Genomic DNA, 19,702 nt, shown 5'->3' with positions numbered 1-19,702 from the left:
TCAGGGAATTAATGAGGTTACTCCTGTTAATGAAAAAACACCGCTTGGATGTCTGTGGTATCAAGTCACTTTCCTGATCCAGTGCCGTATCAGTGCAATAACAAGCAGTAACAGCGGAATCACCAGCATCATCGTGTATGAGTACAAGTACCACGTTTCAAACAGGAACTCTAAGTATGCTGTAACGTTAGGATAGACTAACGAAGTATACACAACCATTAGAATACCAACCGGATAGGTGTATAACTTATAATTTTTCATATTCAGCGTCTGTGCCAGGCTCAACACAGTACTAAACAAACATACTGTCGTCTTGATGAATACACCCAAAAACCAGATAGCCAACATAATGATTTCCACACGCTGCAAAAACTGTCCCAGACTGATCTTCTTAGCAAGCACGAAGGCCGGGAACAGGTTTCTTGCCGAAAAATCAGGGCCAAGTACAAGCATAGAAATGGTTGTCACCATGACGATAATTAGCCCCCCAATTCCTGCCCCAAGCAGCAAAGCCTTCGGGATCTGCTTGGGCCGATTTATAAATGGAGCCACCATCATGAAGCACACAAGCTCTTGAATGGAAGCAAAATGAACCCCTGTATACAAAATAGGCCCAATACCAGCCTCAAATACAGGCTCAATTTTCGTAACATCAATAAGGGGAATTAACGCAATAAAAATGAACAAGAAGCAGACAAATATAAATGGTGCAAATAACTCAGCTGCTCGTGAGAAGACCTCAAGCCCATACCGAACAGCCATGACCACAACCAAAGTAAAAGTGATGTGAATGGCGATTAACGGAGTATCTGTGAAGATCGTCGTAACAATAAAGTTAGCCGTTAAATTAATCAGATAGACCGTTAGAAGAAAGAAAAAAAGGACATACAGGATCGAAATGACCTTTCCCAGCCACTTGCCTAAAATGACCTCTGTCATTTGTGCCAGGGTCAGGCCCGGATACATATTCAAGAGCAAAATATACAAAGAAACCATTAGTATATTCACCAGCATACCAATGATAGATGAGATCCAGGCATCTTGTTTCACCTGTATCGCTAGCAGTGAGGCAACAACCAATATGGACGTACCAAATGTAAAGTTAATCGTCAAAATCGTTAGTTGCCGACTGCTTATTTTCTCTGTTTCCATAACGGATTTTTGCCCCTTTCACTTTAAAAGCAACTGAATCTGTTCATGGATCGGCTTGAAAATCGTTGTAAGAATCATTGTAGGATTGGGTAGCTCGAACTCAAACGATTGCAGCATCCCAGCAACGAAAGCACATCCTAGCAAGATATAGAACACGGCCTTATCCTTACGGTTCGCGATTCGGCTTACATGCGGTTTTTCCAGTAGAAAAACCGCAGCCACTGCAACAGTTACCAGAAACAAGCCCCGCATATCACTGCTTCACCTCATAGGTATTAGTAGTTCTGCCCATCCCTCTTAATTGAACGTCTACATGTACACTTATCTGCATCTGCTCAAAATGATGATCCCAATTCTCCTTCCACAGCTTCCATTGCTTGGGATTGGCCCGATGAATGGTGCTGCCCATACCCAGAAAGTCAGTATGAAACGTTTCCTGAGCTTTTTGAACGGTATGCTCCAATTGTTCCTTTAGATACTTCTCCATCTCCTTTTCCAGCTGTCGTATCGTTGCCTCCTGGGTCAGATCCAGGCTGCTGCAGCTTACCTCTCCCACATCAGCCTGAGCCTTGACCTCAATTGCACCTACTGGCTGATTGTTTATTACGAATCCCTTGATTTTGCTTTTAGCAGACAGGACTTTCAGCGTTACTGTACCTTCACCTTGAGGACACGGTACGACCTCCACGGTACTCCTAATAGAGTCGGTTATATAGCTATACGCCTTACCTTCCTCTTCATTGAGCCAGCCTATCAGTTTGTCGTTGTGAAATACAGCCATACCATCATATTGGAGTAGCACATTACCTTGAATTTTTTGCGTGTTCTCCTGCAGACCAGCCATTTCCTTATCTCCTACAATTCTGATTATGCCGAGTACCGGGTCTTTTCCTACCGTCCCTATTTCATTGATCAGTTCATCCAGAGTAACTTTAGCCGTTGCACCCCATGCTCTACTTGTCGCCTCTAATGAGGCATACAATTTGTTGGAGGGAATTTTCTCAAGGATCGTCAAGGTTCTCATGATGTTAGCGGCCTGAGTCTGCTTGCTAACGAGGATATAAAAATCCGTTCGAAACAAATAATTGCGGGATAGATAATCCAGCATATGTCCAATTCCAGCTCTTGCCGCCTCTTCTCCAATGACTACAACGCGTAGATGCGAGGCATACAAGCGGCGAGGTGAGACGAGCGTAACTCTTCGAAATACTTCAAACAAAGATTTTCCCTTGATCGTATAGGTAGCTACTGGAGCAAGACTTCCTCCTGTTTTGGAGCCAGCAACCGCACTCGGATTGATGACCTGTATGGTGACTGAATACTGATCATCTATCTTGTCAATTCCAAGTCCGGCAACAATAGCCAGCTCATTCAGTTCCCTTTTGTTCCAACATCCGGTCAGCAACAGACTCATACAGCATATGCAGCAGCACGTCTTGAACCATATTTTCATGATAGCCTTCCTTCATCGTCAGCTTCTGGACGTGTTCGAACATTATTGACTGGCTTCATAAATACTGGACGCTTCAGCATGGCCCATCGCGGCATACGAATCAATACATCCTGCTGATCATGCTTGCTGAATGGGGCTATTGAGCCTAGATAGGGAACACCAAAGGATCTCAGACTACACATATGGAGGGTAATGGCAATAATTCCAATAGTCACGCCATATAATCCAAAGGTAGCCGCCAGCACCATCAGGAGGAATCTCAGTATGCGGGCAGATATGCCAATATTAAAAGAGGGAGATACGAAATTCGCAATGGCTGTAGAGGCTACAACAATAACCATGGCAGCCGATACGATACCTGCTTCTACGGCAGCTTGGCCGATAACCAACGTACCTACGATGGAGATTGAAGACCCAATGGCCCGCCCCATTCGCGTACCCGCCTCGCGTAAGACTTCAAACATAACCTCCATCATCAGGGCTTCCACAAAAGCTGGCAGTGGGACACCTTCCCTTTGTGCCACCAAGGTGACAATAAGCTCTGTAGGTATCAATTCATGATGATAGGTAGTGATTGCTAAATAGATTGAAGGAGCTAATAAAGAGATGACGAACGAAAAATATCGTAGCAAGCGAATCAGGGAGGCGATATCCCAGCGTTGATAGTAGTCCTCACTGGCCTGAAAAAATTGTATGAACTGCGTTGGACAAATCAGGACAAATGGCGTCCCATCGACCAAGATGACAATTCGGCCCTCCAATAATGCTGCAGCTGCAACGTCGGGTCGATCCGTATTTTGCACCGTCGGGAATGGCGTAAAGGTCTTATCTTGAATTAGTTCCTCGACATAACCACTTTCCAGAATTCCATCAATATCGATCTTGGTGAGCCTGCGTCTGACATCTGCGACAATGTCCTTGTTGGCTATGCCATCAATATACATCATACCTACTTGTGTGCCGGTTACCCTGCCCAAGCGAAACATTTCAAGCCATAGATGAAGACTTTTAATCCTCCGACGAATTAACGCCGTATTGGTCCCGATGGATTCTATGAAGGCATCCCGGGGCCCTCTGATGACCGTTTGCGTCGAAGACTCAGAGACGCTACGCTCCTCGCCTCCAGCAGAAGAGGCAATCAGCGCAGTAGCACAGCCATCCAGCAATACTACCGTACTGCCAGACAATAAGAAGTCATATATATTCTCCAGCTCATTCGTTTCCTTAACCTCTGTTGTCGTTAACACTTCCTTTACCTGATCAAGCCGATCTTCATCAGGCAATACAGCTTCCTTATGAAGGAGCTGTCGTCCTTCTGCTTGCAATGGTTCTACAATATGTCTTAACACGATTTGGGAATCGACAAGCCCAGTGGTGTATATGACCGCAATGCTGTCCCTTATGTTATTCCAATAGTATGTCTGAATAACAATATCCGGGCTATTACCGCTCTCATTTCGAATCATCTCTATATTTCTGTTAAGTGATCTATGTAATGACTGTCCGAGTACCTGTTGCTCTGTACGGATAGAATCATCTGCAGATGGATTCAATGGATTATGACGGGTTCTTCTCATCCCACTTCACCTCAGGTCGTTTAATCATGCTGCTTCTAATATCTACGAAAGCAAAGATATTACTGGATAATTATTTCCAATAGCATCTTTCATTTATACCTTCATTTCCCCGCAAATCTCACCGACCACGAGAAAAACGCCTCTTGCATATCCGATAACATGAGTCTGCACATGTTCGAATGCAAGAGGCGTATTAAAGTTTGTTTAGAACAGGCTAATTACACTGTATTGCAGTTGACATGGAAAAGAACACCGTATTTATCTGTCACCATACCATAGGCTGGGCTCCAGAACGTCTCCTGTATGGGCATAATTACATTGCCGCCCTCCTGCAGCTTGCCGAAGATGGTACGTGCTTCCTCCGGGCTGTCAGCCTGAACCGATACCGTCACATTATCTCCCTTGGTATGCGGCATCCCAGGAAACGTATCAGATAGCATCAGCATAGAGTCGCCAATCTTGATCGAGGCATGCATAATCCGATCCTTCGCTTCAGGTGGTGTAGGATGATTCGGGTCCGACGGAGAATCCCCAAAGGTCGAGATCATCATCACCTCGCCTCCGAATACGTCCTTATAAAACTCAACCGCTTCACGACCGTTGCCATCAGTAACCAGGTAGACATTCAATCCCACTGCCATAACTGCGTCAACTCCTATGTCCATAGTGTGGTGGATACTTCATCATTATACCCTACCATTATGTTCGAGTAGTGCAGCCATTAACCATATCGTGATATGAAAATTAGCTCAAGTCTTCCCCGTTGGACGCGATGGCCTTCTTATACCAATAGAAGCTATCCTTGCGGGAACGCTCCAGCGTCCCCTGTCCATGGTCATCCTGATCCACATAGATCACTCCATAGCGCTTGGACATCTCCGAGGTAGAAGCGCTGATGATATCAATGGCTCCCCAGCTTGTATAGCCCATCACCTCGACGCCATCCATGACGGCTTCCTTCATCGCCGTAATATGCTTGCGCATATAGTCAATTCGATACTGATCATGAATGGAGCCATCTGGTTCCACCTGATCGCGTGCGCCAAGGCCATTCTCGACTACAAATAAAGGCACACCATAGCGGTCATACAGCTCCTTCAGGACAATACGCAGCCCAAGCGGGTCCATCTGCCAGCCCCATTCCGTGACCTCCAGATTCGGATTCTTGACCGAGCTGTAGAGGTTGGCGCCCGTCACACCATATTTTTCAGGCGTCGTCGTGGATACCAATGAAGTGTAATAGCTGAAGGAGATGAAATCTACCGTATGCTTCCGCAGAATCTCCTCATCCTCTGGCTCCATCACCACTGTAATTCCCTGCTCAGCAAAATAACGATGGATAAAGGCCGGATAGGCTCCGCGTACCTGTACATCCGTATGCAGCAGATTCAACTGATTATCGACCAAGGCTTGATGAACGTCATCCGGGCTGCTCGTAGCCGGATAGTGAATCATGCGGGCCAACATACAGCCAATCTGGAACTCGGGATTAATCTCACGGGCAAGCTTGGTAGCCAGACTGCTAGCAACGAACTGATGATGCAGTGCCTGATAGGAGGCCTCCTGCACGTTCTCCACACGATCCTCCACCACGCCGCCACCAGTGAATGGTTCAATGATCGTCGTATTGATCTCGTTGAAGGTAAGCCAGTATGTGACCAGATCCTTGTAGCGGTTCATGACGGTCTCGGCATATTTCAGGTAGAAGGCTACTACCTTCCGATTCGTCCAGCCTCCATAGTTCAGTACCAGTGAGATCGGCATTTCGTAATGAGAGAGCGTCACAATCGGCTCGATGCCATGCTTCTTCATTTCTGTAAAGACGTTCTCATAGAACTGTAGACCTTGCTCGTTCGGCTGCGCATCATCCCCGTTCGGGAAGATACGTGCCCAGTTAATGGATAGGCGGAAGGCCTTGAAGCCAAGCTCTGCGAACAGGGCAATATCCTCTTTGTACCGATGATAAAAATCAATGCCATATCGCTTCGGATAGCCTTGGGCACTCTGATGTGCAATAGCCTTCTCAATCGTGTCACTGCTGACGTGCATCAAGGCCTTTAGATTCGTGTAGTCCTTCTTCTCGAAGTAAGGGACCATATCTGCCGTCGATAGCCCTTTGCCTCCTGCATCAAAGGCTCCTTCGGCCTGATTGGCAGCAATCGCACCTCCCCACATGAAATGCTGTGGGAATCCCTTCAGGTAATCCTTTGGCAGCTTCGGGTTGGTAGTCATATGATCACTCCTCCTCAAGAATTGGTTGTCGTCTTCACTTCAAGCACTGGCTGAGTAGCAGCTACCTCACCAAGCTTCAGTCCCTGAATGGATGCATATTCAGCCGTATTCGTCACGACCATGACACTCGTGATGTCATATTGCTCGGCAATCTTATCCAGTTCGAAGCTCAGCAGCTTGTCCCCGGCTCTTACAACATCGCCAGTCTGAACATACGCTTCGAAGAATTGACCGCGCAGCTTCACCGTATTAATGCCTACGTGGATTAGCAGCTCAGCACCTTGCTCACTGCGAATGACGATAGCATGCTTGGTCTTGAATACATTCATAATTTTCCCGTTCACCGGAGACACCAGTTCACCATTTGCCGGAACGAAGCCAATGCCCTTGCCCATCATTTCCTCACCAAAGGTCGGATCATTCACCTCGTTCAATGGAATAATCTTGCCATTTACAGGGGAGCCCACTGTCTCATCGTGAAGCTCATAATGCTCCTCCTCCACAGCCGTGACAGAAGAAGCTGAAGATTCAGATACCGCTTGACCTTCAGTGGCCTTCGCCTGCTCACCTTCCAGTGGTGCAACAGCGTCCTCCTTGATCCCCATAATAACGGAAGCCACAAGCGATACGACGAACGCAATCGCCAGGCCACCCAGCGCATAGCCGAAGGTAGGACCGATGAAGGCCGGGATGCCCGGCAGGCCGCCATTTCCAGCTAGCACATAGGCATTAACGCCGAACATGAGGGCGAAGCCGCCGCCAGCAGCACTCCCGATCATTCCGGCTACGAATGGCTTCTTGTAGCGCATATTAATCCCGTACATCGCTGGCTCGGTCACACCCATGAGCGCGGTAATGGAGGTCGATAATGCCAATGATTTCAGCTTTTTATCCTTTGCACGGATGAACACTCCTGCCGTCGCACCTGCCTGCCCCATATTGGAGATATACGTGAGTGGCAGAAATTTATCAAAGCCCAGATTCGCCAAATTGCTGAGAATGACCGGAACTAGCGCATAATGCATTCCCGTCATGACGATTAATGCCATACCGCCGCCCAAGAGAAGCCCTGCCAGCAGTCCGCCCTCGGACAGCAGCCAGTTGATCCCGCCAGACAAGCCGTTACCGATCAGCGTACCGAGGGGTCCGATAGCAATCATCGTAATCGGGACGACAACCAGCAAGCTGAAGAGCGGAACGAGCAGCAGCTTCAGCGAAGCTGGAATGATGCGATTGAAGCCCTTCTCTACATAAGACAGCAGCCAGATGGAGAGTAGAATGGGAATGACCGATGACGCATAGCTTACCGATACTACCGGAATGCCCAAGAAGCTGACCGGATTGCCGCTAGATAGCAGCGCGCCGATGTCCGGTGCCATCAAGGTCATACTGACCGCAGCCGCTACATATGGATTGGCATTGAATTTACGAGCTGCACTGAAGGCAATCAGCATCGGCAGGAAATAGAACACACTGTCCCCAATCGCCGAAATGATGCGGTACGTATCTGTACCTGCCGTTGCCCACCCCAGAGATACGAACAGTGCAATGAATCCTTTGAGCAGACCCGCTCCGGCTACAGCCGGCAGAATCGGTGCAAATACACTCGCAATGAATTCGAACAGGCGAGATATGACATTTTTGGAGCTTGCGCCTTCAGTTGGCGCTTCCTTCTTCTCTTTCAAATCAGGATGCTGCTCCGTCAATGCATCGAACACCTTGGATACATCATTGCCAATAATGACCTGATACTGCTCTCCAGCAATGTTCGTACCCATAACCTTATCTAGTCGCTCCAGCGCACCTTTATCCGCCTTGGCGTTATCCTTCAGCTCAAAGCGGAGCCGAGTTACACAGTGATAGACAGAATTAATATTGCTCTTACCGCCGACACCCTCCACGATTTTCTTCGCTGTCTCCTGATGGTTCAAGAGGAATCCCCCCATTTTCAATTTGTAGAATCAATACAAAAAAACCGGACAATGACAAAGAGAGTCCGCGCCTGCGGTCCATCCTCACATCATCCGGGTATTGCCTGATTGAACGGTAACAAGCCCGTAAGCTTTATTTTCTTTTTAGTAGTCTTTCCAGATGTAGCGTCAGATAGAGCTGCTCCGCATGTGTCATATCGTAGCCATAGTTCTTTCGAATGAAAGATTCAATTTTCGTAATACAGCTGAAGGTCTGCGGATAATTTTTGCGAACCACGTCATAGAGATACTGCTCTGCATCATCATGGGCGGTATGTGTAATCACACGCTGGCAGAAGTACTTCAAATGGGTGATGAAGCGAAAATAATTGACGTTCTCCTCATCGAACTCCACATTGAAATGGTACTTAATAATATTCATAATCTCCTGCAACAGCTGCATCAGATGCGCGACATCATTCATCGAATCATTGATCTCCGCATTGATGAAATGAAGGGCGATACTGGAGATCTCCTCCTTCGGGAACTCAATGCCCAGCCGTTCGCGCAAAAGCAAAAGCGATTCCTTCGCCACATCATACTCCGCCTTGTAGAAGTGCTGAACCTCCCAAGCCAGTGGATTGAGGGTGATCATACCCTCCTTGATTCGCTTCATGGCAAAGTGAATATGATCCGACAGAGAAATATAGATCCCGTCACTGATCGTCTTGTTCAGTTGTCGCCGTGCCAGACTGACGATGTCATCTGTCACCTGCATAATTTCAATGGGCGTCTCCATTAACGTGGCCTTGAACTTCTCATAGATAGCGTCATTTTGGAGCTGGAATATCTTTTCCACCCGACTGTCATCAATCACATCACCTACACGGTTGTTGAAGCCGATGCCCCGGCCGAGGATCAGCAGCTCCTTCCCCCGCTCATCCAGTGAACTGACGATATTGTTGTTGAACACCTGTTTGATAATCATAGCAACCACCTGTTTTGAGGGAATAAAAAAAGCGGGCAACACAACAATAGCCCAATGTACATCACTGCACAACGGAACTACTGTGGTATTGCCCGCGTTACCGGTAACAAGCCTCACCTACAAGATAACATAGAGTGAAAACGGTGTCCACAGTGAATAAATATAATATTACCCTTTTACTAGGAAAACAGACGCTCCGAACATACCTTGATCAGCTATTAGACATGGCTACCGCTGCCAACTACGCATTAGCGATACACATTAGCACAAATTAGAGTTATTCCAACTATAGCCTACCTTCTCTCCTTCATCCATCTTATTTCAGTTAAGCGAGTGGAAGATATTCAAAGTAATCGAACCACGCCTCGCAAGACTGTTGATCCAGATCCTGCGCGCACACTCCAACGAAAGCACCTGTGAAGCCGAGCTTGCCCCCGTATTCGTCGGATAGCGTACCCATTTCCTGCGGCGTGCATACGGCTGTCCAGCTCTCTCCATCGGGTGAAGCGTAGAACATTAATTCATGTTCATGAATAACCGCTCTCAGGTAATATCGCTCCCAATCCTTCACGCACAGCTGCATGGCGAAGACTTCTTCGTACTTCCCTGCTCTGGACATCACGACACCGAGTGCTGCTCCACGAACCTCATCGCCCGTTACCCGCAAATAGTAATAGTCGCCGTCATCGTAATAACACACCAGGCCAGCCATCTGCATGAAGCTGTCGGGCTTGAATTCCATGCATGTCTCGATGGAACAGCGAAAATGCTGGATAGGGCGGGCTACCAGACTCTGCTCGTGCATGGAAGCCAACGATTCTCGGCCACGCAAGCGCAAGAATCCGGGACGCTCCGTCAAGTCGACCCATGAAGGGTCAAAGGGAACGCGCAAGCTCTGATAATCTGGTCCCAGTACATAACGATCAAAATGATCCCTTGGCTCAGGACGTGGAAAAGGATGACTGGGTAGCTGCGGCCCTTCCACTTTAAGGGCTGGTAATTTTCCTCCTTGTGCCAGTCGAAGCCAGCCATCGTCGGTCCATTTGCATTTCTGGATCGCGGTCTCCCTACCGAGTGGATTCATCATGATGGTGCCTGGCAGCGGCCTTGTACACAAATGAGCTATGTACCATTCCCCAGCTGGAGTCTCGACCAATGATCCATGCCCCGCCTGCTGCAGCGGATGCAAAGGCTCATGAGCCGTAGTCAGTAGTGGAAAATTCGGGTCTGTCGCATAAGGACCGAAGAGACTACGGCTACGTGCCAGCGTAATCATATGGTTGATGCCTGTACCGCCTTCCGCCGTAATCAGATAATAATATTCGCCGCGCTTGAATAATTGTGGTCCCTCGGTAACACCAATGGAGGTGCCATGATAAATATCGTGAACAGGACCGACCAGAGCCTCCTGCTTGGGATCATACTCCTGCATGACAATGCCTGAGAAGCTGGAATGATTCTGGCGAAAATCCCAACGCATGTTCAGCAGCCACTTGCGGCCATCATCGTCGTGGAACAGGAACGGATCAAATCCGCTGCCGTTCAATCGTACAGGCGCGCTCCAGGGCCCCTCAATGCTCGTGGACGTTGTAAGATAATTATGCAGATCCTTGTATACTCGATGACGTGATTTCACATTGGTGAACAACAAATAAAACAATCCATCATGATAGGATAACGCCGGAGCCCAGATAGAACCGGATGCCCCATTCCCGCGCAGGTCCACCTGGGTGGATTCCGTAAGCACTCTCGCCGCAAGACGCCAATGTACCAGATCTCTCGAATGGTGAATTTCGACACCTGGGAACCACTCGAAGGTCGAGGTCGCGATATAATAATCCTCGCCCACACGGATAAATGATGGATCAGGCTTACAGCCTGTTAGAACAGGATTCACAATGGTGCTCATGTTTTCGAATCAGCCCCCTATATTGATCATTCAGCAGACAACCTTCTTTTCTTCCATGACAATACCGTGATGCTTCGATATGAAAAAAACGTCTCTCGACGTCTTCTTCTTGTATCCCTAAGGCTACGCAGCCTGTATGGAGGAATGCATGCAGGAATGTATGCGCCGCAAGTCACCAGGATGTGCACAGCTTGCATGGTCTCAGCCCTTGGTAGCTCCAGATGAGATCCCCTTCACAAAATATTTTTGCAGCGAGACAAATACAATCAACACCGGTACGACAGAGATCGCCGTTCCTGCGAAGATCATGTCCCATCTGGACGAGAATTCCCCGATATAACGGTATATTTCAACGACCAACGTCTTCGGCTCGCCTGATGGCAACACCAGCATGGGCAAGAGAAAATCATTCCAGATCCCTAGTCCATTCAAGACGACCATACTCGCTGTAACTGGACCAAGCAGCGGAAATACAATTTTCCAAAAGATACCGTAACGGCTGCAGCCATCAATCTCCGCTGCTTCCTCAATCTCCTTCGGGATTCCCTTCACGAAGCTGGTATAGAGCAGGCAGCCAAATCCAACGGCGCCAGCAACATAGACCATAATCGGCCCGGCCAGACTTCCGTACAGCCCGAGCATTCTTAGCTCCTTGAACAAGGGAATCATGTACGCCTGAAAAGGAATCATCATCCCGGCCAGGAAGTACAGAAAGATCAAGTTCGTCCATCTGGCATTTCTACGCTCAATGGCATAGCCTGCCATCGGAATCACAAGAATCTGCGCCACGATTGACACCACGGTCAGAATGAGACTGTTCAGAATGGCTCGCGGGAACTCCGTCTCCGTCAGCAAGTACCGGAAGTTCTCCAAATACAATGAGGTCGGAAAGGACAGCGCATCGCGCATGATCTCTGCATTACTCTTGAAAGCAGACATCAGGTTGAAGAAAATCGGAAAGAAGAACATTGCCGCAACCAGCAAAGTAACTATGAATAGTAGTATATCGGTCATTCTTTTGCGTGCTTGTGTACTCATCTCAATACTGCACCTCCCTCTTGCGCAGGATCTTCACCTGAATGATCGTAATGATCATGATGATCAGGAAGAGCACCATAGCAAGCGCTGTGCCGAAGCCCTGTCTCAGCTCACCGAAGCCGACCTTGTAAATGATGTACGTCAGGGTCTCTGTAGCGAATCCTGGTCCACCATCCGTCATGACAGCAATCTGATCGAAGATTTTCAGCGCACTGATCATCGACAATACTAGGCAGACCGTCAGAGAGCCTGCCAGCAGCGGGAAGGTAATGAAGCGGAATTGCTGCCAGCCGTTCGCACCGTCAATACTTGCAGCCTCCAAGAGCTCGGCGGGAATCCCCTGCAGGCCAGCCAGATAGATAATCATATAGTAGCCCGCTCCCTTCCAGACGGTGGACAGCACGACGGCAACCATAGCGTAATTGGGATCGCCCAGCCAGTCCACAGCCCAGCTTCCCAGCCCGATCACATTCAGCAGCTGATTCACTACACCGAAATTGTAATTCAGGAGCATCGCCCACACGAAGCCCATGACAATGCCACTCAGCAACGTAGGGAAGTAGAAGATGCTGCGGAACAAATTGCGGAACCACTTGACCTTATCGACCATGAGCGCCATAGCTATGGCAGCAATATTCTCCAGTACGACGAGACTCACCGTCAAAATCAATGTATTTTTCAGCGCATTATGCACTCGCGGACTATTCAGAATTTCCACAAAATTAGCAAATCCAATATAACGAATATCCTCACTGATGCCGTCCCAGGAGGTAAAGCTGAGATACATGCTGCCGAAGGTCGGCACGATCACGAACAAGGTGTATAGAATGAACGATGGAAGGATGAACAATACGGCATACGTGTGCAGCTTTTTTTTCTTTGGACGAAGGGTCGCTTCAGCAGCGCTTCTCTCCTTGGGTGAGGCGGGTGCCCCCATACCTAACACTCCTTTCCTGAACCGTGGAGGGAGCAGCTCTCGCTGTGTCGCCCTCCACTTGTATATCTCTTTTGCTGAATATCGCTTTGGTTTACACTTTATGTGATGCTACTGCTTACATCGAATTCGCCTTCACCTGATTGTCATACTCTGCATCCACCTGCTGCATGTAGGTCTTCACATCTCCATCACTGACGACCATTTCCTGCAGCTTCTTGTAATACCAATTGCGGAACTGCGGCGGAATCAGATTATCGCCCCACCAGTTATTGATCGCAAGGGATTTAGTGACCTTCGGATCGGCAATCAGCTCCAGCGCCACCTTCATCGCTTCATTGCTCTCATACGTCACCTCTGCCTTGGTAGAAGCGATGGCGTTCATACTCGCCAGATAATCGGCATACTGCTCGGGTTCGAAGAAGAAGCGGATGAATTCCTTGATCGCCTCCGTCTTCTCGGGGTCCTTCGCCGCTTCGGCAGACAAGGACCAGCCAGCTGGCGATGGAAGACCGATGACATTGATGTTGCCCTGACGATCGGGAACAGCATAGAAGCCATAATCAAAATTCGGGTCTGCCTCTTCAATCTGCGAGAACATCCAGGTGCCCGAGAAGAGCTGTGCGGCCTTACCTGATACAAGAATAGATGCAGTCTGATTATCCCCGGTACTGAGCCAGCCTTTGTCCACATAATTCTGGAATAGCTGCTTGAAATCTGTCATGGCCTGCACGACATTCTCGTCCGTGAAGCTCACCTGCTTGGCGGTCTTCTTGGAGTTCCAGTCTGGATCTTGCGCATAGACATTGTCGATCAGGAATTTATTGACCCAGAAGCCCATATGAAAAATATCCTTGCCGCCGACTACGATCGGCGTAATTCCGCTAGCCTTCAGCTTCTCCTGAATAGCGATGAACTCATCGTAGGTGGTAGGGAGCTCGGTAATCCCGGCATCCGCGTAAGCTTTCTTGCTATAGATAATCCCCTGCGGCACATTCACAGCAATGGGAGCATTCCACACCTTCCCATCCACCTCTGGCGGTGAATCGAAGAGCTCCAGCAGGTCGGCTGGAAGCTCGACGATCTTGCCTGCCTCCGCGAAGACCTCGGTATCGCGCATTTCTACCAGATCCGGGAACTCGCCCACAGCATCCTTCGTCTTCAGCCAATCCAGATACGCGCTGCTGCTCGTTTCACTGAGATCCTTGATTTCAATATCTGGATGCTGCGCCATGAAAGTCTCGACCGCAGTCGCTATAGCCTTTTTGGCAGCTGGATCCCCTGAGGCATATCCGATCGTGAAGCTGACCTTCTTGGCCCCGCTCTGTGCCCCTTCTCCGCCGGCTCCCGGACTGGCATTACCTCCGCAAGCGCCAAGCAGCAATGCTGTCGCCAGCATGATCGCAGATAACTTGAATTGTGATGCTCTTCTCATTCTTAACATTGTGGTCCCCCCTTTGTAGTCAACCCAGCATGTTTTGTCATCGGAGAACGCATTCACCATTGTCAGAGTACTTATTCCACCTGATTGGTAAGCGTTTTCTAAGATTAGAATAGCATTCGTTTCGGTAGGCTTGAATGAACTTTTTTAAGCGCCGTATGCGGGAAATTTAAGCTAATGAAAAAGAACGGAGACACGTCTCCGTTCTTAGCATTTCTGTATGATGCTTCCCCAGATACTACTACAACGCACTGGATTTCTGTAATATCCCATGCTGATTCAATAGAGACCTATCAGGGCTGCTCCGATTTCGGCAATGGAAATACCAGCAGCACGGAGGTACCGATTCCTTCATGACTGCTTACCGACAATCCGTATGGTTCGCCATACGAGGAGCGAATGCGTTCATGGACATTTTTCAAGCCAATGGATTTCCTGGGCGCGACCGGATCACGGAGCAGGCACTCCAGCCGTGACAGGCTCTCCTTGTTCATGCCGATGCCGTCATCATAGATGGTGATAGCCAGATCATGAGGTCTCTTTTCGACCGTGATGCCTACCGTCCCCTTCTTCTTCTGGCGCAAGCCATGCTGAATGGCATTCTCCACAATCGGCTGAAGACTTAATTTCAAAATCGGCCAATCCATCCGCACGTCCGGTGCGATATCATAGCGAAGAGCGTATCTGTTATCGAAGCGAACAGAAATGATGTAGAAATAATCTTGCAGATGCTCAAGCTCTTGAGCCAGACTGACCCGATCCTCTCCATAATCAATGACATATTTCAGCTGATTGGATAACGAATGAATCATATCCGCTACCTCATGAGCCTCCTTATCTACGGCATTCATACGAATAACCTCTAACGTATTGTAGAGATAATGCGGCCTGATCTGGCTCTTGAGTGCATTTAGCTCCGTTTGCTTTTGCTTGATCTGCGCCACATACGCCTCATCAATATGTACCTGCAGACGCTCTACCATTCGGTTAAAGCCTTGTGTCAGGCGGCCTAATTCATCGTTGCTAGTCACCGGAAGTCTTATATCCAACCGACCAGATTCCACGACGGACATGTGCCGCATCAGATTGCGGATCGGGGCAGCGAGCCGACGTGAGAACCATGTACCCATGATGATCAGTGCAGTCGTACAGATCAGGATAGCCGTATACACTGTAGCTCTGGCTGAGAACAGCTGCTCGAATAAGCCTTCGCGATGAATGCCCGCAATCAGCCTGCCATTTACAAAAGGAATCTCCTCCTGCATGACCAGCACCCCATTATTCCTTTGCATCAGCAAGGAATCCTCGATTCTCCGAATCCCATGATTGCTAAAATAGACGCTGTCATGCTCCCCAACAAGAATCAGCTCATCCTTCTCACCCAAATATAGCTCATTTAAAAATGGCTTGAATACGGATACATCCACGTCCATATATAGGGTACCCACTACCTTCGGCTCTGCTGTGAGCTTGCCTGAGGTGTCGATCAGATTACGAGCGATCGTGAACACTTCACGATCGGCGCCAATGAAGTAGCTATCTACATGTGTCGGAAAAAACGCAACCTTGGAGGGCTGCCTCGACAATTGCTCATTCCAGTGCTGGAGCGGAAGCTCCTCGCTGCGAAGCCCCCTGTTCTCCTTTTCCTGATAATAGAGCTTGCCATCCAGGTCACGCACGAAATAAACGCCCGTAATATATGCATCGCTATATAGGATTGTCTTCAAAAACGAATCAATGGGCGTCGAGTTAATCTGCTCCAGCTCATTCACATTATAGGTCTGGTTCTGCCGTATACTGTCTGAAAGTCCTTCGTAGCGCCCTGTATACATGAGCTTGGATATGTCATTATATTGTTTGAACGCAGAATCCAGATTATAGCTCATATAGAGCACCATCTGCTGTAGATTGCCTGTGGTATACCGCTCCACATACGTTGAGAACACTTGCACGGACAGGTAACTAAGCGCGAATAAGGGGATCAGTCCGACCAGAATAAATGAAGCCGAAAATTTTACAAATATACTCTTGGGGAAACGCTTCCATAATCGCATGTAGAAGCACCTCCTTTCTATGACCGCTGCTTGCGAAAGGTCTGTCTGTACTCCTGCGGCACTTGGCCGTATTGTTTCTTAAACATGTCACTGAAGTGCCTTACATGGTTATAGCCTACGCGTTCAGCAATCTCATATACCAGGAGATCTGTCTCCAGCAGCAGCTTGAGCGCTTGTTCCATCCGGACCCCGGTTACATAGCTTTTGAAATTTTGCCCGGTATGCTTTTTGAAAAAGCTGCTAAAATAATACGGATTCATGTAAGCGAGTGCCGCCATGGACTCCAGGGTAATCTGGCTTGCATAGTGCTCCTCGATATAGCTCTTGACCTTGGATAGCACAAGGATTTCTTTACCTGCCAGCCTGCGCTGCAATTGCTGCTGCAGGTCTGACAGCATCGCCATCATGAGAAGCTCAACGTCCGCATAACAAGGGCAATGGACTAGATCCTCCATCAGTCCTTGCTCGGCAAGCAGCTCCTCCGCTCCTCCGGTTAGCTTCATCATCTCCCGGTTAAGAGCAGTCATGACATTATACACCGTCGTAATGGCAAGGCTTTTGTTATATCCAGCCTGAACACGGATCTGCGTCAGCAACTCTCTTGTCATGTGCTGGATGGCTTCTTCCTCCTGTGTAGGTAATGCCTGCGCCAGCTTGGACTGTAGCTCTGAGATAGACTGTGCGGGCTGCACATCACCACTCATCAGCTCTTCCTTCTTCAGATCCTCCTGACGAATTACACGATAAGGACCGATAAAATATTTTAGATCAAGCGCTCTCAGGGAAGTGCGGTAGGATTGCTTGGCTTCGCCAATGCGTGTCACAGCTTGACCAATACCTATGGATACCCTCAGCTTCAGGTAGCTCTGAACCTTGTGGAGTAGATCCAACGCCAGTTCATTCGGTGCTTGAGAATCATCATGCTGCAGCAAGAGAGCAAAGCGTCCATCCTTGAACAGCAAGAGTCCCTTCTCTCTCGTCCCCTCCAGACCTTCCAATGTCTCCCGAATAATGTTGGATAACGCAAAATGCACCAGATTCCGTTCCCGCTCATCCCAGCGTGAGCCATCTGTCTGCTCATCCATCTCCAGTACACTAACCGTTGCATATCGACTGGTCCCCAATGCTCCGATGTCCTCCAGTTCAGCCAGTGCCTTCTGATCACCATTCAGTAGCCCGTCCAGAAGCTGCTCAATGGTGGTTGAACGGTTCTTCTTCTCGTAATAGCTCAGTTTTTCCTTATTACGCTCGTCCATGCTCTCCTCACGAATCATGGATACAGCCTTTCTGACAACAGCTTCAAGCTGATTCTTATTAATAGGCTTCACCAGATAATCCAGCGCACCTAGTTGAACAGCCTGCTGAGCATAGCTGAACTCCTGAAAGGCACTGATGAAGATGACCTTGATGTGGCGTCCCGACTTATTCAGCTCTGACATAATCTCGAGCCCACTGCCTCCAGGCATACTGATATCACTAATGATGAGTTGGGGGTCATGAACAGCAATCAGCTGACGTAGCTCCTCACCGTCTCCCGCTTCACCCGATATAGTTAAGCCAAGCTCCTCCCACGCCAGAAGCTTTTTTAAGCCACGCAAAATGATCGGTTCATCATCGGCCAGTAATAATTTTATAGCTTCCATACATGACTCCTTCCCGTATGCAGCTGTCAGTATGTGACTGAGAGACTGGATATAGATGATTATCTCGATTATATACTCTGGATTCAAATCAGAAAAACAACAAAATCACGACTTGCAAAGGCAAGACGTGATTTCGCTGATTTCTCTGGACAAACGAACAAAAAAAGCCCCTTGCACACGGCGGCTTCTCTTATACTATAGCTTGATCATATGTAAAATTGCATTCTGCTGGTGACTTCGTCTTCTCATTGCTTCCTCTGGACTCACTACGAACTCATGAACTCATGTCTAATGACTATTGATTATTTCACAGTAGGAAGAGAGATGAATCCATGATCGCTATGATCTCTTTCTCTGCTCACCATCTCAGCAAGCTTGGGAAGTCGGTGTATGAATATATCAAAAAACTGATCATCAAAGAATAGCTGTAATCCCAATTGCTCCTCGGGCTCTACCTTGTGCTGATCTGACTCATGTACGTGTGCTGATTCAGATTGCTGCAGAGGTTGCTCATCCTTCAATTGGCTTGCTTGTGCTTGGTACGATTTCATGGTCTCTCTCCTCCTTGAAGTTAAGTTTAGAAAATAATTCCTTATCTCATAGACTATATCAATTTCCAAACAATTTCTCACATAATTATTCTACAGCGGTATAAAAGAAAAAAAATCGTACATAAGGGCAGAACCTTAATGTACGAGCGGGCGACAGATTATATTGGCTATAAATGCAGAATTCCTCGATCTAGGGATACCGCCACGGCCTCTGAGCGAGAATCTACACCTAGCTTATTGTAAATATTCGTGAGATGCGCCTTGACAGTCCGCTCCGATATGCCGAGATCAAAGGCAATCTCTTTACTGCGAAAGCCACGGGCGACAGCTTGCAGAATCGTTAGCTCTTTCTCTGTCATTAACGATTGCTCCTGCTGCATAGAAGCCGAGGAGGCGGGTCTGAGCGTGCTGGTAAATACCTTGGCTGTAATCTCCGGCTGCAGCAGCGTCTCCCCACGCAAAGCGGATTCAAGGGTACGAAACAGATTATCCCGGCTCGTATCCTTAAGCAGATACCCTTTGGCACCGAGAGATAGTCCCTTGACCATCAGGTCATCCTCGTTGTATGTGGTCAATATAATGACTGGTGTTGTCATTTGCCTGTCCCGCATAGCCTCCATCGTCTCCAGACCACTCATGACAGGCATGTTCAGGTCCATCAGAATAACATGAGGCTCAAGCTCCTCCATCAGACGGAGTGCTGTTCGCCCCTCCTCTGCTTCACCAATCACTTCATACTGCTGATCTGTCTCCAGAATCAGCTTCAGACCTTCCCTGACCACCCAGTGGTCATCTACAATTAGTACTTTGTATTTCATAC

The 19,702-nt window shown here is 48.3% G+C and carries 16 protein-coding genes; all 16 read right to left on the bottom strand.

Features of this window, described 5'->3' with window-relative positions; all coding sequences use genetic code 11:
• Positions 1-60 precede the first annotated feature (60 nt).
• Entirely contained in the window at positions 61-1,152 is a 1,092-nt protein-coding gene (locus tag K331_RS0126265) for a GerAB/ArcD/ProY family transporter (protein ID WP_028592596.1), read from the bottom strand.
• 18 nt (positions 1,153-1,170) lie between these two features.
• Positions 1,171-1,404, bottom strand: a complete 234-nt coding sequence (locus K331_RS0126260) for a hypothetical protein (RefSeq protein WP_018882957.1) — start codon at positions 1,402-1,404, stop codon at positions 1,171-1,173.
• 1 nt (position 1,405) lies between these two features.
• Positions 1,406-2,605, bottom strand: coding sequence for a Ger(x)C family spore germination protein (locus K331_RS0126255; protein WP_051290057.1), 1,200 nt, complete (start codon positions 2,603-2,605; stop codon positions 1,406-1,408).
• A complete protein-coding gene (locus tag K331_RS0126250) occupies positions 2,602-4,182 on the bottom strand; it encodes a spore germination protein (protein ID WP_028592594.1) in 1,581 nt (526 codons plus the stop codon). Before K331_RS0126250 ends, K331_RS0126255 begins: the two co-directional genes overlap by 4 nt.
• Positions 4,183-4,400: 218 nt before the next feature.
• Entirely contained in the window at positions 4,401-4,823 is a 423-nt protein-coding gene (locus tag K331_RS0126245; RefSeq protein ID WP_028592593.1) for a VOC family protein, read from the bottom strand.
• 103 nt (positions 4,824-4,926) lie between these two features.
• Positions 4,927-6,414, bottom strand: coding sequence for a 6-phospho-beta-glucosidase (gene ascB / locus K331_RS0126240; RefSeq protein WP_051290056.1), 1,488 nt, complete (start codon positions 6,412-6,414; stop codon positions 4,927-4,929).
• Positions 6,415-6,428: 14 nt separating this feature from the next.
• The gene (locus tag K331_RS0126235; protein WP_028592591.1) at positions 6,429-8,345 is read right to left on the bottom strand and encodes a beta-glucoside-specific PTS transporter subunit IIABC; all 1,917 of its coding nucleotides are present in this window, start codon (positions 8,343-8,345) and stop codon (positions 6,429-6,431) included.
• A gap of 133 nt (positions 8,346-8,478) precedes the next feature.
• On the bottom strand, positions 8,479-9,312 hold the full coding sequence (gene licT / locus K331_RS0126230) for a BglG family transcription antiterminator LicT (RefSeq protein WP_028592590.1): 834 nt from the start codon (positions 9,310-9,312) through the stop codon (positions 8,479-8,481).
• A 325-nt stretch (positions 9,313-9,637) separates the two neighbouring features.
• Positions 9,638-11,221, bottom strand: coding sequence for a glycoside hydrolase family 43 protein (locus tag K331_RS0126225; protein ID WP_028592589.1), 1,584 nt, complete (start codon positions 11,219-11,221; stop codon positions 9,638-9,640).
• Between the two features lie 201 nt (positions 11,222-11,422).
• Positions 11,423-12,259, bottom strand: coding sequence for a carbohydrate ABC transporter permease (locus K331_RS0126220; protein WP_028592588.1), 837 nt, complete (start codon positions 12,257-12,259; stop codon positions 11,423-11,425).
• Position 12,260: 1 nt separating this feature from the next.
• Positions 12,261-13,196, bottom strand: coding sequence for a carbohydrate ABC transporter permease (locus K331_RS0126215; RefSeq protein ID WP_028592587.1), 936 nt, complete (start codon positions 13,194-13,196; stop codon positions 12,261-12,263).
• 115 nt (positions 13,197-13,311) lie between these two features.
• Positions 13,312-14,628, bottom strand: coding sequence for an ABC transporter substrate-binding protein (locus tag K331_RS0126210; protein WP_028592586.1), 1,317 nt, complete (start codon positions 14,626-14,628; stop codon positions 13,312-13,314).
• Between the two features lie 299 nt (positions 14,629-14,927).
• Positions 14,928-16,688, bottom strand: a complete 1,761-nt coding sequence (locus tag K331_RS0126205; protein ID WP_028592585.1) for a cache domain-containing sensor histidine kinase — start codon at positions 16,686-16,688, stop codon at positions 14,928-14,930.
• A 17-nt stretch (positions 16,689-16,705) separates the two neighbouring features.
• Positions 16,706-18,331: a response regulator gene (locus tag K331_RS0126200; RefSeq protein WP_028592584.1), complete on the bottom strand. Its 1,626-nt coding sequence runs from the start codon at positions 18,329-18,331 to the stop codon at positions 16,706-16,708.
• A gap of 302 nt (positions 18,332-18,633) precedes the next feature.
• Complete coding sequence (locus tag K331_RS0126195; RefSeq protein ID WP_028592583.1) at positions 18,634-18,882, bottom strand: hypothetical protein; 249 nt, start codon at positions 18,880-18,882, stop codon at positions 18,634-18,636.
• Between the two features lie 167 nt (positions 18,883-19,049).
• Complete coding sequence (locus K331_RS0126190) at positions 19,050-19,700, bottom strand: response regulator (RefSeq protein WP_028592582.1); 651 nt, start codon at positions 19,698-19,700, stop codon at positions 19,050-19,052.
• Positions 19,701-19,702: the final 2 nt, after the last annotated feature.

Source organism: Paenibacillus massiliensis subsp. panacisoli DSM 21345 (assembly GCF_000426545.1).
GTDB lineage: Bacteria > Bacillota > Bacilli > Paenibacillales > Paenibacillaceae > Paenibacillus > Paenibacillus panacisoli.
The sequence above is the reverse complement of the archived record's forward strand: the minus strand, read 5'-3'. Positions and strand labels throughout refer to the sequence as shown.